The 14,087-nt window shown below is 52.1% G+C and carries 13 protein-coding genes; 5 read left to right on the plus strand and 8 right to left on the minus strand.

Translation table 11 applies throughout. From position 1 onward, the window contains the following. Positions 1–3: 3 nt before the first annotated feature. The 6 genes from EnteroDNA1_RS18440 to EnteroDNA1_RS18465 form a co-directional block, all read right to left on the minus strand. Positions 4–498, minus strand: a complete 495-nt coding sequence (locus EnteroDNA1_RS18440) for a molybdopterin-dependent oxidoreductase (protein WP_039263874.1) — start codon at positions 496–498, stop codon at positions 4–6. A 676-nt stretch (positions 499–1,174) separates the two neighbouring features. Next, positions 1,175–1,870: a potassium channel family protein gene (locus EnteroDNA1_RS18445; protein ID WP_069303709.1), complete on the minus strand. Its 696-nt coding sequence runs from the start codon at positions 1,868–1,870 to the stop codon at positions 1,175–1,177. A gap of 92 nt (positions 1,871–1,962) precedes the next feature. Continuing rightward, positions 1,963–2,259: a hypothetical protein gene (locus EnteroDNA1_RS18450; RefSeq protein ID WP_048979327.1), complete on the minus strand. Its 297-nt coding sequence runs from the start codon at positions 2,257–2,259 to the stop codon at positions 1,963–1,965. A 49-nt stretch (positions 2,260–2,308) separates the two neighbouring features. Next, the gene (locus tag EnteroDNA1_RS18455; RefSeq protein WP_069303710.1) at positions 2,309–3,853 is read right to left on the minus strand and encodes a DHA2 family efflux MFS transporter permease subunit; all 1,545 of its coding nucleotides are present in this window, start codon (positions 3,851–3,853) and stop codon (positions 2,309–2,311) included. Positions 3,854–3,866: 13 nt separating this feature from the next. Then, positions 3,867–5,009 (minus strand): HlyD family secretion protein, encoded by a 1,143-nt coding sequence (locus EnteroDNA1_RS18460; RefSeq protein ID WP_069303711.1) that lies wholly within the window; start codon positions 5,007–5,009, stop codon positions 3,867–3,869. Positions 5,010–5,058: 49 nt separating this feature from the next. Then, positions 5,059–6,555, minus strand: coding sequence for an efflux transporter outer membrane subunit (locus tag EnteroDNA1_RS18465; protein ID WP_134211242.1), 1,497 nt, complete (start codon positions 6,553–6,555; stop codon positions 5,059–5,061). A gap of 179 nt (positions 6,556–6,734) precedes the next feature. On the opposite strand from EnteroDNA1_RS18465, the gene EnteroDNA1_RS18470 reads away from it, so the two are divergent. Continuing rightward, positions 6,735–7,379, plus strand: a complete 645-nt coding sequence (locus tag EnteroDNA1_RS18470; RefSeq protein ID WP_048975098.1) for a TetR/AcrR family transcriptional regulator — start codon at positions 6,735–6,737, stop codon at positions 7,377–7,379. A 123-nt stretch (positions 7,380–7,502) separates the two neighbouring features. Next, positions 7,503–7,907 (plus strand): helix-turn-helix domain-containing protein, encoded by a 405-nt coding sequence (locus EnteroDNA1_RS18475; protein ID WP_029739732.1) that lies wholly within the window; start codon positions 7,503–7,505, stop codon positions 7,905–7,907. Between the two features lie 12 nt (positions 7,908–7,919). On the opposite strand, the gene EnteroDNA1_RS18480 is transcribed toward EnteroDNA1_RS18475, so the two are convergent. Continuing rightward, a complete protein-coding gene (locus tag EnteroDNA1_RS18480; protein ID WP_069303713.1) occupies positions 7,920–9,704 on the minus strand; it encodes a diguanylate cyclase in 1,785 nt (594 codons plus the stop codon). Between the two features lie 120 nt (positions 9,705–9,824). Beyond that, positions 9,825–10,934, minus strand: coding sequence for an AI-2E family transporter (locus EnteroDNA1_RS18485; protein ID WP_069303714.1), 1,110 nt, complete (start codon positions 10,932–10,934; stop codon positions 9,825–9,827). Between the two features lie 168 nt (positions 10,935–11,102). Between EnteroDNA1_RS18485 and EnteroDNA1_RS18490 the strand changes: the two genes are divergently transcribed. From EnteroDNA1_RS18490 to mmuM, 3 genes are all read left to right on the plus strand, one after another. Then, positions 11,103–11,486, plus strand: coding sequence for a GFA family protein (locus tag EnteroDNA1_RS18490; RefSeq protein WP_069303715.1), 384 nt, complete (start codon positions 11,103–11,105; stop codon positions 11,484–11,486). Positions 11,487–11,739: 253 nt separating this feature from the next. After that, positions 11,740–13,140 carry an S-methylmethionine permease gene (gene mmuP, locus EnteroDNA1_RS18495; protein ID WP_023334652.1) on the plus strand — a complete coding sequence of 467 codons (1,401 nt, stop codon included), beginning with the start codon at positions 11,740–11,742 and terminating at the stop codon, positions 13,138–13,140. Then, positions 13,127–14,059 carry a homocysteine S-methyltransferase gene (mmuM, locus tag EnteroDNA1_RS18500; protein ID WP_069303716.1) on the plus strand — a complete coding sequence of 311 codons (933 nt, stop codon included), beginning with the start codon at positions 13,127–13,129 and terminating at the stop codon, positions 14,057–14,059. The genes mmuP and mmuM overlap by 14 nt, the downstream gene beginning before the upstream one ends. Positions 14,060–14,087 lie beyond the last annotated feature (28 nt).

Below are 14,087 nucleotides of genomic sequence, written 5' to 3' on the forward strand. Positions count from 1 at the left end.
CGACTACTCAATCTTCATTTTGCTAACCTGCCATGCTGATCGTGAGTAATAAATCTGATTATTCAACTCAGGAAGACTGTCATAGGGGTATACAATGAACGATGGGCCTTTATCGCGGATGCGCATATATTCGCCATTGACCTTTAAGGCAAGTATGGCGTTGTATTTTTTAAAGTCGCTGAGAGGGATCACGGTTGAGTAATCATTGAGCGCAATAACATTAACGTTAGTTCCCTTCGCACCCACATACTCCATGAGTTTGTTCATTGGAACACCCTCAAACTTCGTACGACCATTATACCAGGGAGATGTCGTCTCGAAACTCACTACTCCGAGTTTTTCAAGGCTGGCGAGATCAAACACTGCTTTTCCATTTTCATTGGTATTTTCTATATTACCGTAAATCGTTAAAATGGGTTTACCAACTGGTTTTGGCAGGTCGCCAGCCCAGGTTACACTTTGTACGAGACAGCATAACAGCAGTAGGGTTAATCGCATTTTGACCTCCACCTTTTGAACATAAGTATAAGAATTATAATTTAGATATCACACGAGTTTATATATTTTGTTGAGTACTAATGGTTTTTAGAATTTTTATTGGTTTTATTTCAATAAAATCAATAAGTTATTGATTTGCGTTGAGAGGGTGTAAGACAGTGTGATGACGCTTAACTTTTTGAAAAAAGCTAAAGTTGCTTGCATAAGCTCTCTTGTGTTTAAAAAATGATCGCTTTAATTGATTGTAATCATCTTACACCATTGATTTTACCTGTGTTGAAACAGCGAGCGTGCAACCGCTCAGCATCTGTCCTTCGCGGGTATCGCCCTCCTGAAAGTGGTGCGGCCTGCGCTGTGCACAATTCGTCCACCTCACGTGAAAAGCCACTGGTTACGTAGCTCCGACGGGATGAATACTATCCTGCCGGTTTGCGCGGGTAACACGCCCGCTAAAAACGCTAACGCCTGCAGAATGAGTTTTTTCTTATGCCATGGCAGAAAATGTAAATAATGAAGAGAAGAGGGTGTGAGATATTATCGATGAGATCGTCAGTTTACGGTTTCAATCTGTGTCTGAATAATTGCCTGATTTTTGGACGCTTCTTCCACTGGGAAGCGTCCACTTTTTTCTGCCAGCAAAAAGATATATATCCGGCATGTTAAAAATAGCGTTTATTCATTTTTTTGACGCAGGAGCCCTCTGTGCTATATGTAAACCGACTAAAATAGCGATCATCGTACCCATATAGAATTGACCCATCACCGCTTCAAGCATCGCCAGATTACGTGCAAAAGGATGTATTGCCAGAATATCTCCATAGCCAAGGGTGGTTAGCATGGTCAGGCTGAAGTAAAGCATCGTTTCAATTGAGTTATCGTCCGATATTCCTGTATATGCATCTGGAATGAATCCCACCAGTAAACAGTCCAGCAGCGCAAACAAAAGTGAGATATTCAGATAGATAACCATGGCGCCGCGAATGCGATGAAGCGTCACAACACCCTCATCGAAAACCTGTTTTGCCACAATCCAGCTAACGTTGAGACAGAAAAAAATCCCTGACAGGAGAACCAGTATCCCTGTGGTTTTGTGCGTGGTCGTTGTTGACCCGACGGCCAACCCGACCAGACAAAAAGAAAAACTGAGGATAGCCAGATACCTTTTTATATCCTTCGAAACAATGAATACCGAAATCAAGGCCATCGCTGAGAACAATGCATTGTTTAGCCAGTGATAGTTTTTATGTTCGCTCTCCGTCACAGGGGAAATGATAAAAATAGTTAAAACCTGCAGTATTAGAAGAATGGTGAGACAAACATCCTTATAATCGCTATTCTTTTCAATAAGACATTGAAAGTCACTCATTTTCATGATGTTAACCTGAATTTAGCGTTTTTATATATGTCACATCCGGAATGTTAATCAGCCGGGAAACGGCTTATTACGTTACTTGCCCGATGGTTTCAAAGCAGAAAGCCCGTCAGCCATGTTCGGTCAGGATGGTTCTCAGGTAATTGTTCAAGGATATGAATTAACGTATTCTGGTTGTCTTGCCCGCTGTTGATAAATCTAAAGAAATTGCTGTCACATTTGCTTTTGTGATATTGCATTTTATAGAACTCTTTTTTCCTTAAAAAAGTACGTTCTAGCCAGTTGAACTTTTTTATTTCCCTTTCAAGATATTTCATTTCGGAAATTGAAAGGAATATTTTCTTGTACAAAATATCCCGACTGCCCGGCGTATATGATTTACTGTCCATCAGATTTTCTCTGTTTTTTTGATACTCACGTCCTTGTGCTGAATAAATATCAGTGTCCTACAGACGCGGCATCCACCACGCGCGAAGGTTTAGGCGCTAATGCAATTGCAAATGCAGCGATAAAAAATATCACGCCGATCGACATCATCAGATTATTGGTCGACAGCATCATGCTCTGGCTGTTTACCATCTTGTCAAAAAGCTCACGCACAAATTGTCCACCTTGCTGAGGGGCCGAACTAATGTAGTGCGAAACATCGCCAGTAGGGTCGACGACGGACGCCAGTTTGTCATGCGCAATATAGCGCTGGTCTTGCCATGACGTCGTTACGAGCGATGTGGCAAATGCACCCGATAACGTTCGAACAAAGTTCATTAGCCCCGCGGCTGAAGCCATTTCCGTTTCATCTACAGAGCCCATTGCAAGCCCCGTAATCGGGACATAGTACAGCGGCATTCCAACGCCCATGAATAACAAAGGTACGCAGATGGACCAGTAGTCCATATCGGTCGTCGCATAGGATCGCCAGAAGGTGTCGAGACCCAGCCAGGCGCAGCCAAAGAAGATAAGAATGCGCGGATCGATTTTGTTGGAGAGGTTAGCGGCAACCGGAGAAAATACCACCTGCAAAAGTCCGCCCCAGGCCACCACAATCCCTGCCCATGTTGTTGTATACCCTAAGTTATATTGTAGCCACAAAGGCGTGAGGACATTCAGACCAAAAAAACATCCAAACGCAAGTGCGAGCACAAACATGCTGGCCGAAAAACCGCGATGGCGAAACACTCTGATATCGACGATCGGATGCTCAGCGGTCAGCTCCCAGATACAGAAACTTAAAAAGCCGATACAGGCAATAATCGCCAGAACGCAAATTTCTTCTGAGGCAAACCAGTCAAGGTCTTTCCCTTCATCGAGCATGATCTGCAGGGCACCAACCCAGATCACCAATAAAATAAACCCAACGATATCAATAGAGTTATTAACCAGCGTATCTTCGAAGATTTTCAGTACTGACCACGCCACGACTGAAAAAGCGATTGCCATCGGAACGTTGATGATAAACACCCACGACCAGCTGTAATGATCGCAAATCCAGCCACCCAGTACCGGGCCTATTACGGGCGCCAGCAATGTTGTCATCGCCCATAATCCCGTCGCCTGCATGGATTTTTCTTTCGGGAAAATACGCAGCAGTAACGTTTGTGATAAGGCCATCAGGGGGCCTCCCGCCATGCCCTGAAAAACCCTCATCAGCAGCAGCATTCCCAGCGAAGTGGAAAGGCCGCAAAGCAAAGAGAAAATACCGAACATGAACACGGAAACGGAGAAAACGCGTACGCCGCCGAACCGTGTGGTTAACCATCCTGATAGTGGTACCGTAATGGCTTCAGCCACGGCATAGGCCGTGATGATCCACGTGCCCTGGCTGGTTCCTGCGCCCAGGGCACCAGCCATGTTGGGTTGAGTGACGTTTGCAATGGTCATGTTGAGCACGGCTAAAAAGTTAGCCATTGCAAGTACCAGGGCACCAATCCATAACATACCGCCTTTCAGCGATGGCGGCTCATTATCGATAACTAATGTAGACATGGCCTGGTTTCCGTTATTCACTTTTTAAGTTAACTGTCGCTTTCATGGACAGACCAACCCGCAGCGGATGTGCAGCAAGCTCATCAGCATTGAGTTTGATGCGCACCGGCAAACGCTGAACAACCTTGATCCAGTTACCCGTTGCGTTTTGCGCAGGAATAATTGAAAACGCTGCGCCGGTGCCGCCATCAAAGCCTTCGACCGTTCCATGGAAAGGCACGCTATCGCCATACAGATCGCTTACCAGTTCTACCTTCTGTCCCACTTTCACATGCTGGAGCTGAACTTCCTTGAAGTTGGCATTGACGTGAATTTGCTGCACCGGCACCACGGACAATAACGGTGTGGAAGGCTGGACGCGTTGTCCAAGCTCGACCTGGCGACGAGCAACCACGCCATCGACAGGCGAACGGATCACGGTTCTTTCCAGATCCAGTCTGGCCTGATCGCGCTTGGCTCTGGCGAGAGCAACTTCCGGGTTGGTTTCGGTATTTGCATCATCAATCATCACGGCATTCGCCTGTCTTGCGCCCACAGCCGCCTGTCTTGCTGCATCTGCTTGCGCCACGGCCGCTTTAGCTGCATTCAGGTTTGCCAGTGCGGAAGCGTAAACGTTTTGAATTCGCGTCAGTTCGTCGCCTGAAATCGCACCCGTCTGCATTAACGCTTCGCGTCGCTTGAGGTCAACCGTCGCGCGCTGGAAGTCAGCGTTTGCAGCATCAACCTGGGCCAGCAGGCGTTTTTGCTCTTTTTCATTCGCCACAACTTCTGCGCCGAGTTTTGTGTCGGTGGCCTTGTATCCATTTACCCGCCGTATGGCCAGGTTCAGGTTTGCTTCCGCCTGATTAAGCGCTAACTCTGCGTCAGTGGGATCCAGCTGGATCAGAACATCGCCTTTTTTTACCACCTGAGAATCCGTGACCAGGATGGCACTGACCGTACCGGTGATCGCAGAAGAGAGCTGCGCGGACTCGACATCGGTATAGGCGTTATCGGTTTCAACATATCGGGAACCCACTAATTCCCAATAGGCGAACGAGCCTGCGCCTGCCAGCGCGATGCTTAATGCGAGATAAGAGAATAAACGTTTTCTTTTTTTCTTTTTGATATCGGATGATTCAATATTTTGATTTTCAATAGCTGCAGAATGACTCATTTTATTTCCTTTCTTTCCACTATTTAGTAATTAACCTGGTGTTAAAAAATCACTGTTTGCTCGAGGTATATCCGCCGCCCAATGCACGCGCTAATGCGACGTCAATCGTAAAAGCGCGAGAATTTACGTCGGCTAATTTTCGGCGGGCCGCGACCAGCTCATCTTCCGAGGACAACACGTCCAGATAATCAGCAACCTTTCCTTCATACCTTTGTCTGGTGAGGGAATACGCCTTTTCTGCCGACGTGACTGCGCCCTGAGAATAAAGCATCTCGTCTTTAAGAGAGGCTCTGCTGGTGAGCGCATCGCTCACTTCCCGAAGTGCATTCGTTAACGTGTCGTTATAAACCTGCACGGCAATGTCATATTCACCGCTGGCGTATTTCAAATCACCCTGGAGCTTCTGCGTATTAAATATTGGCAACGATATGGCCGGGCCAAAGCTGCCAATTGCTGAGCCACTCCGGGTAAGGTTGTTAATACCCAATGACTGGAACCCGGCAAAGGCAACCAGATTAACGCTGGGGTAAAAACCGGCTTTTTTCTGTTTGATTTGCTCTGCTGCCGCCTCGGCGCGTAAACGTGCCGCGACAATATCAGGACGGCGACCAATCAGATCCAGCGCAATATTGGGAGGAAGTTCCTCATGCGCTAAAAGCGTTGCCTTAGGCGCGGTTATTGCCAGCGATCTATCAGGCCCATCGCCGATCAGGGCAGCGAGCTCATGTTTTTTGATCGCAATAGCTTCATCTATTGCCACCAGGTTTGCTTTTGCGTTGAGTTGACGCGTCTCAACCTGTTGCAGGCTGGATAAATCTTCAAGCCCCGCGTCATGCCGTTGCTGGAACAACGCGAGCGTACTGGTTCGTATAGTGAGGGTGTCGTTAAGCGTTTCGCGAACGGTGTATAAATGCGCCAGCTCCGCGTAAACGGTAACAATAGAAGAAGAGAGCACCAGCCTTGTTTGTGCTTCTTCCGCTACCGCCGCCATTTCACCAGACGTCGCAGCCGCGAGCGCTGCGCGGTTTTTACCCCAAAAATCAATTTCCCAGCTCATATCAAGCGTGGTGCGCCCATAGCTGTTCCAGTTTTGAGGCGTTGCGCTTTCAGGCGTCACATAGTTGTAACTCATTTTGTCCCGCATAAAGCTGGCGTTTGCGGTGACCTCAGGGAAAAGCGAACCGCTCGCACTTTGCGTCATCGCCTGCGCCTGTTTCACGCGAGCTTCGGCGATGTTAAGCGTGGGGGAATTTTTAAGCGCGTCATCAATCAGCCCGTTGAGCTGCTCGTCACCGTATTTCTTCCACCAGTAATCTTTCGGCCACTGGCCGTTCTGGTGCGGGAAACTTTGATCGCTTTTAAGTTGTGTGACCGTCTTCATAGGCGGTGGGGTGCCAGGATCGGGGATCATGGCGCATCCGCTCATACTGATGGCGGAAATGACAACACAGCTCATCACTATCCTGGACCGGGTTAAACCGGAAATACGACACCTCGGAAGTGTCTCCTGAAAACCTTTCATCAGTACGCTCGTCATGCTGGTCATAGGGAAGTCCAAATGCAGTACTGTACAGTACGGTACACTTTATATCTTGACTTCTGAGCGCCGTCAAATGAAAATGTACTCGTCAGTACGATTACGAACCCTACTATCTGACGTGATTCCGAAATCAGAGAACAAAAAGTGTTGGCCCCGGCCAGACACCTAAACTAACGAGGAAACATATGGATAAAAGAGCGCTTAAACGGCAACAGATTCTGGAAGTCGCATCCGGACTGTTTCGACAAAAGGGATTTGATGCCACGTCTATCTCGGAGATTAACGCGATTGTTGGTGGCTCAAAATCGACAATTTACAGTCACTTTTCTTCGAAAGAAGAGCTATTTGTAGAATGCATGTCTTCAGAAACTGAACAGTATATAAAGAGCATGACTATTGAAACTGCGGGGCAGGTGCGCCTTTTCAGAAAATCACCACAGCTGGTCATCGAGCAATTTGCCGTTGCCTTTTTACGCTATATTTGCTCTCCGGATATTGTGGATTTGCAAAGATTAATGATTTCCGAGGCCGGAAGATCGGGTATCGGAGAATTATATTATGCGCGAATGCAAAAACTGCGTTCAAATGTTTCGGCGCTTTTTACCGATTTAATGAATCAAAATATTTTAAGAAAAGATGATCCTGTGCTGGCGGCCGAGTATTTTCGTTCTCTTCTCCAGGCCGACATACTGGAGCCCTTGCTTTTAAAAGCAAGAAAGGATCAGCCTGACGAAAGTGAAATCGTCATGAAAGCGCAGGCCTCCGTTAATGCGTTTATGAAACTGTATGGTCCTGAAAAAATTGAGGATGTAGCAAAGACATCTTTATAAAATACAGTAAGCGTTCTTTCACCCTATTATTAGGGTGATTTTTCTTTTAGGAATATTTATTTTCAATTGTCATTGGATGACTTTGCCAACGGCCTTCTTGTAAATAAAATTTCGTGGATACTTATGTGTATAAAGTTTACTCTCTTAAAAGATCGTGAAGCTGTAATTAAGTCTCTTACTCACTGGATTGACTCGAATTTATACAGACCCATTACCGTTTTAGATGTGGCGCGGAAATCCGGTTATTCATTGGCTTACATTCAACGGAACTTTCGCCAGGAGTGTGGCATAAGTATAGGTCTCTATATCCGAAGCCGGAAACTTGAAAAAGCCGCGCATATGCTCAGACATACGCAGCTCTCTGTTTCAGATATATTCACGATGTTAGGGTACGAGGAGCCGTCAACGTTCAGCAGAGCCTTCTCGAATCAATATGGGCTCTCCCCAACCAAATACCGCGAGCAGGCTAAAAAAAGTCACTACATGAATGGATTGTCGATGTTGATTACTGAGGTAACGCGCGAATAAAGCGATAATCCGCTAACCCGCCTCCAGCATCCCAAAGCTCACAATCCGCGCGCGGCCCAGCTCTTTCGCCCGGTACAAGGCCACATCCGCGGCGCGCAGCAGGTTGTCAGTCTGGGCATGTTGCGGGTAGCTGGCAATGCCAATCGACACATCCACCGGCCCAATCTCGGTCAGCCCGTAGCGAAGCGACAGCTCATGCACGCTATTGTAAATCTTCTGCGCGCAGGCGTGCGCCTCTGGTTCATCGGCACCGGGAAGCAGGACCAGAAACTCCTCGCCCCCGTAGCGGAATGCGAGTCCGTTGTCATGTGCGGCCCGCTGAACAATTGACGCCACGCTTTTAATCACCTGATCGCCCGCTTCATGGCCGAAGCGGTCATTGATGCTCTTGAAGTGATCGATGTCGATCATCATGCAGCTTAACGGTTCGCCGGTGCGCAACGCCTGTGCCGTTTGGGTTTGCAGGGTATCTTCCAGATGATGACGATTACGCAGGCCGGTGAGCGGGTCGAACAAGGCTTTTTCCAGCAACGCGTCGCGCAGACGCTGGTTGGCCAGCGCCAGCCCGAGCGCTTCGGCCATCAGCTCCAGATAGGCGCGGGAAGGGGCGTTGTCCGCCGTAATATTCTGGAAGGAGAGCAGGCCAATGGCCTCGCCCTGGGCGATAAGCGGCACGCACAGCGAGCTTTCCGCCTGGGAGGACGGCAGATGGTAGCAGGCGATATCCGGCTCACCGTTTACCGGCGGGTGGCTCTGCCCGCGGCGCACGGCCCAGCACTCGTCCGGGTGGAAGCTCGTCTCTTCCCCAACCGGTGAAAGCCAGTGTGCGACGCAGCGCATCTGCCATGGCTCCCGGTCAAGGACGTAAAGTCGCCCCGCGATCCCCGGCGCGATATTAGGCGCAAACAGCTCCGCCACGTTAATCACATCGTTAAAGTTCTCACACCCCTGCAGCCGCTGGGTCATGCGCGCCAGCAGCTCGCGGATGGCCCAGTCGGCATCGCGCTCTTTTTCCAGACGCTGTCGCGCCAGGCCGTTTTCGCGGAAGATGCGGATGGCCTGGGCCATATCGCCAATCTCATCAATCTGGTTGAAATTGGGCGTTTCAACCGCGTAATCCTGGGATGCCAGGCGGTGCACCACGTCGCTCAGGCGCACCACGGGGCGCAGCACGCGGCGCTTCAATATAAAGCCGAGAACAAACAGGAACAGCAGGGCGGTCAGGCCGACCATCAGCTCAGAGGCCGTACGCAGCGCTTTCGATTTTTTTGTCGCGTCCTGAACGGAGGCGATGACGCGTTTGTCGAGTATCTGGCGGAAGTGATCGAGCTGGTTCTGCGCGCGCTCCAGCTCCTGCTCATAGGGCGCACCGTAGAGTAGCGCAACGGCCTGCGCGTCTTCTCCTCGCTCAAGGCTGGAAAGGGCGGTTTGCTGTTCGTCCTGCAGCTCATCGACGATCTTTATTCCTTCATGCAGCAGGGCCAGTTCTTCATCCGATGCGCCGTTATCCTGCAACTTTTCCAGCCGAAGCTCGATGCTCTTCAGGCTGTTTTCCGCCTGGTCATATTCCTTGAGAACCTGAGGATCTTTTTTAATGACGTACAGCCGTGCTAAATCAGACTGGGCCCAGATATCGGTTTCGATATCTTCCGTTAGCTGATCAAATTTCTGCCGTTGTTCAACGGCCTGACGCTCGAGGGTATCAGCACTGGACGCCATCAGCATGATGATGCCGGAGGCGATGGTCAGGCAGACCGTGGCACCGTAGGCCCAGTTTGTTATCGTTGCGATTCGCACCTGATGATCCTTTTACGACATGAGTAGGATGGCGTTCTTTCAAATTATAGAAAACGTTTGATTTAAGGCGAAAAAAAAGGCGGCACAGCGCCGCCTGGTGTGGTCTATATCGTCACATCCTCACAATTCTGGAGGATTTTTTCCTTCTTCGATGAAGTCGGGGTCCAGCTCTTCGGCGTTACCTTCGTGATCGCGCCCTGAGAAGAGATTCCAGCAGGCGATAAACAGCGCGGCAATGAGCGGCCCAATCACAAAGCCGTTAATGCCATACAGCTCCATGCCGCCGAGGGTGGAGATCAGAATCAGGTAGTCCGGCATTTTGGTGTCTTTCCCGACCAGCAGCGGGCGCAGGATATTGTCCACCAGCCCGACGATAATCACGAAGAAGCCGACAATAAACAGCCCTTGCCAAAGCTGATGGGTGGCGAACAGGAAGATGGCGGCGGGCACCCAGACAATCGCCGAGCCGATGGCGGGCACCAGCGAGAGGAAGGCCATCAGCGCGCCCCAGAGCACGCTGCCGTCAATACCGGCAATAGCAAACGCAATCCCGCCGAGGATGCCCTGAACCACCGCCACCGCCGCCGTTCCTTTTACCGTGGCACGCGACACGCCGACGAATTTGGCGAACAGGTGTTGCTTGGCGAAATCAGACAGCGGCAGGGAGTCGAGGATCTGGCGCACCAGATACGGGCCGTCTTTCAGCAGGAAGAACAGCAGATAAAGCATGATGCCGAAGCTAATCGCAAAGCCAAACGTGCCCTTGCCAATCAGGAACGCGCTGCCGGCGAGATATTGCCCGCCCTGCAGGGCGACATCAGAGAGTTTTTTCTGGATCTGCGCCGAGTTGGTCAGGTTGTGATCCGCCAGGAAGCCGCTGGCCCAGTCAGGCAGATGGTTAAAGATGCTCGCCACCACTTCCGGGAACTGGGTGTTGTTCTCCTGAAGCTTCGTGTAAACCACGTTCAGCTCAATGGCGAGCGAGGAGAGGATCACCATCAACGGAATAAAAACGATCAGGCAGATAATGCCAATGGTCAACAGCGAGGCGAGCCCGTTGCGATCCCCCAGCGCGGCGCGCAGCCTGTTTTTTACCGGATTGAAGATGACGGTCAGAATGGCGGCCCACAGTATCGCGGAGAAGTAGGGCGACAGTATGTCGAAGAAGGCCCAGGTGACGAGGGCGAGAATAAAAATGAAGAAACCTTTGGTCAGTCCATTAAAGCGCATAGTGATTCCTGGTAACGAATAAGCAGAGTCGACTATAGAACTGATTTGAGGATTTACCAATAATTCTGCCGCTGGCGTGCCGGGCGATGGCTTCGCGTCTGACCCGGCATACAGACCTCAATAATGTGTTATGTTTTGATGAGATTTTAAACAGCTCAGGACGACAGCATGGAAAAGGTCTTTTCAGGTGGGTGCTTATGCGGCTCGGTTCGCTTTACCGCTGCGAATGGGGGCAATGTGCACACCTGCTCGTGCGATATCTGTCAGAAACACACCGGCGCACAAACCGTCGTATGGATTGAGTTTCCGGCGGAAAACGTGCAGTGGATCGGTCCGGGCGGACGTCCGGCGACATGGCGATCGTCGTACTACTCCAGCCGGGCGTTTTGCCCCACCTGCGGCAGTTCAATTGGCGCGATTGATGATTCACCCACCGTTGCCTTATTTACTGGCGTGTTTGACGATCCGGACCAGCCGGAGTTTGCCCCGGAAAATCACTCCTTCGACGACATGATGCCTGCCTGGTGGCGACATACCATGAGGGAAGCGTAAAAGTATGATCCGAGGGTTCATCGTTACCACTTTCGACTGACCGAAGATCGCCGCTTCCCGCACCATGCTGTAAGTATCTGCTTGCGGAGGTGCTTATGGCCTGGCGTCCGATTCTCTATGTGATCCTCACGACCCACCCCAGACTCAGCGCGAGGCGTGCCCGTTTGCGTCTGGTCATCTAGCTTTTTATTAACAATCGCGGTATAACACACCCTCTTTGGATGTTTAGATGTCCATACGTATAGAAGGTAATATGCAAACACAACAAGAAAATGGGCAGCTTAAGCGCACCATGAAAACACGCCACCTGATTATGCTCTCGCTGGGTGGCGTGATTGGGACAGGGTTATTCTTCAATACCGGATACATCATTTCAACGACCGGGGCGGCGGGCACGCTGCTGGCGTACCTGATAGGCGCGCTGGTGGTCTGGCTGGTGATGCAGTGTCTGGGCGAGCTCTCCGTGGCGATGCCGGAAACCGGCGCGTTCCACGTCTATGCCGCCCGCTATCTTGGCCCGGCGACGGGCTACACCGTGGCGTGGCTCTACTGGCTCACCTGGACGGTGGCGCTCGGCTCCAGCTTCACCGCCGCGGGCTTTTGCATGCAGTACTGGTTCCCCCAGGTGCCCGTCTGGGCATGGTGCGTGGTCTTCTGCGTGGTGATTTTTGGCCTGAACGTCATCTCTACGCGCTTTTTTGCGGAAGGCGAATTCTGGTTCTCTCTGGTCAAAGTCATCACCATTATCGCCTTTATTATCCTTGGCGGGGCGGCGGTCTTTGGCTTTATCCCGATGCAGGACGGTTCCCCCGCGCCGGGCTTAAGCAACATCACCGCCGAAGGCTGGTTCCCGCACGGCGGCCTGCCGATCCTGATGACCATGGTGGCGGTGAACTTTGCCTTCTCCGGGACGGAGCTCATCGGCATCGCGGCGGGCGAAACGGAAAATCCGCACAAGGTGATTCCGGTTGCGATCCGCACCACCATTGCGCGCCTGATTATCTTCTTTATCGGCACCGTGTTTGTGCTGGCGGCGCTGATCCCGATGCAGCAGGCGGGCGTGGAAAAGAGCCCGTTCGTGCTGGTGTTTGAAAAGGTTGGTATTCCTTACGCGGCAGACATCGTTAACTTCGTGATCCTGACGGCGATCCTCTCGGCGGCGAACTCGGGCCTGTACGCTTCCGGGCGCATGCTGTGGTCGCTGTCGAATGAGAAAACGCTGCCGCGCTGCTTTGCCCGCGTGAACAAAAACGGCGTGCCGCTGACGGCGCTCTCGGTCTCTATGCTCGGCGGCGTGCTGGCGCTGTTCTCCAGCGTCGTGGCCCCGGACACGGTGTTTGTCGCGCTCTCGGCGATTTCTGGCTTTGCGGTGGTGGCGGTGTGGATCAGCATCTGCGCGTCGCACTTCGTTTTCCGTCGCCGTCATCTGCAGTCCGGCCAGCCGCTCTCTGCGCTGCAGTACCGCGCGCCGTGGTATCCGCTGGTGCCGGTGCTCGGTTTTATCCTCTGCGTGGTGGCCTGTGTCGGCCTGTGGTTTGACCCAAGCCAGCGCATTGCCCTTTATTGCGGGCTTCCGTTTGTCGCCCTGTGTTATGGTGCGTACTACCTGACCCGAAATATGACATCGCAGGAGCCTGAACATGTCGCAGAATAACCCGCTTACCGCCATCCTTGAAAAACAGCCGTTTGTGGTGCTGGATGGCGCGATGGCGACGGAGCTGGAAGCGCGCGGCTGTAACCTGGCAGACAGCCTCTGGTCAGCCAAAGTGCTGGTGGAAAACCCGGAACTCATCCGTGAAGTGCATCTCGATTACTACCGGGCTGGGGCACAGGTGGCGATCACCGCCAGCTATCAGGCCACGCCTGCGGGGTTTGCGGCGCGCGGTCTGGACGAAGCGCAGTCCCGCGCGCTGATCGGTAAAAGCGTGGAGCTGGCGCGTAAGGCGCGCGAAGCGTACCTGGCCGAAAACCCGCACGCGGGCACGCTGCTGGTGGCGGGCTCCGTGGGGCCGTACGGCGCGTATCTGGCGGATGGCTCAGAATATCGCGGCGACTACGTGCGCAGCGCCGGGGAGTTTACTGCCTTCCACCGCCCGCGCGTGGAAGCGCTGCTGGATGCGGGCGCTGACCTGCTGGCCTGCGAAACGCTGCCTTCGTTTGTGGAGATCAAGGCGCTGGCGGCGCTTCTGGCCGGGTACCCCCGCGCCCGGGCGTGGTTCTCCTTTACCCTGCGCGACAGCGAACACCTGAGCGACGGCACGCCGCTGCGTGAGGTGGTCAGCGCGCTGGCAAACTCTCCGCAGATTGTCGCGCTGGGCATTAACTGCATCGCCCTGGAAAACACTACGGCGGCGCTGAAGCATCTGCAAAGCCTGACGTCGCTGCCGCTGGTGGTCTATCCGAATTCAGGCGAGCATTATGACGCGGTAACCAAAACCTGGCACCACCACGGTGAAGCGTGCGAGACGCTGGCGGGGTATCTGCCGCAGTGGCTGGAAGCCGGCGCGAAGCTGATTGGTGGATGCTGTCGCACCACGCCGAAGGATATTGCTGAGCTGAACGCGCAGCGCTGATGCCCTCACCCTGACCCTCTCCCACAGG

The organism is Enterobacter sp. HK169 (assembly GCF_001719105.1).
Taxonomy (GTDB): Bacteria; Pseudomonadota; Gammaproteobacteria; order Enterobacterales; family Enterobacteriaceae; genus Enterobacter; species Enterobacter asburiae_B.

Excerpts from the sequence above, each read along its gene's own strand:
- mmuM (WP_069303716.1), top strand. The coding sequence starts at position 13,127 with ATGTCGCAGAATAACCCGCTTACCGCCATCCTTGAAAAACAGCCGTTT.
- EnteroDNA1_RS18490 (WP_069303715.1), top strand. The coding sequence starts at position 11,103 with ATGGAAAAGGTCTTTTCAGGTGGGTGCTTATGCGGCTCGGTTCGCTTT.
- EnteroDNA1_RS18470 (WP_048975098.1), top strand. The coding sequence starts at position 6,735 with ATGGATAAAAGAGCGCTTAAACGGCAACAGATTCTGGAAGTCGCATCC.
- EnteroDNA1_RS18475 (WP_029739732.1), top strand. The coding sequence starts at position 7,503 with ATGTGTATAAAGTTTACTCTCTTAAAAGATCGTGAAGCTGTAATTAAG.
- EnteroDNA1_RS18445 (WP_069303709.1), bottom strand. The coding sequence starts at position 1,870 with ATGAAAATGAGTGACTTTCAATGTCTTATTGAAAAGAATAGCGATTAT.
- EnteroDNA1_RS18455 (WP_069303710.1), bottom strand. The coding sequence starts at position 3,853 with ATGTCTACATTAGTTATCGATAATGAGCCGCCATCGCTGAAAGGCGGT.
- EnteroDNA1_RS18460 (WP_069303711.1), bottom strand. The coding sequence starts at position 5,009 with ATGAGTCATTCTGCAGCTATTGAAAATCAAAATATTGAATCATCCGAT.
- mmuP (WP_023334652.1), top strand. The coding sequence starts at position 11,740 with ATGCAAACACAACAAGAAAATGGGCAGCTTAAGCGCACCATGAAAACA.
- EnteroDNA1_RS18440 (WP_039263874.1), bottom strand. The coding sequence starts at position 498 with ATGCGATTAACCCTACTGCTGTTATGCTGTCTCGTACAAAGTGTAACC.
- EnteroDNA1_RS18450 (WP_048979327.1), bottom strand. The coding sequence starts at position 2,259 with ATGGACAGTAAATCATATACGCCGGGCAGTCGGGATATTTTGTACAAG.
- EnteroDNA1_RS18485 (WP_069303714.1), bottom strand. The coding sequence starts at position 10,934 with ATGCGCTTTAATGGACTGACCAAAGGTTTCTTCATTTTTATTCTCGCC.
- EnteroDNA1_RS18465 (WP_134211242.1), bottom strand. The coding sequence starts at position 6,555 with ATGACCAGCATGACGAGCGTACTGATGAAAGGTTTTCAGGAGACACTT.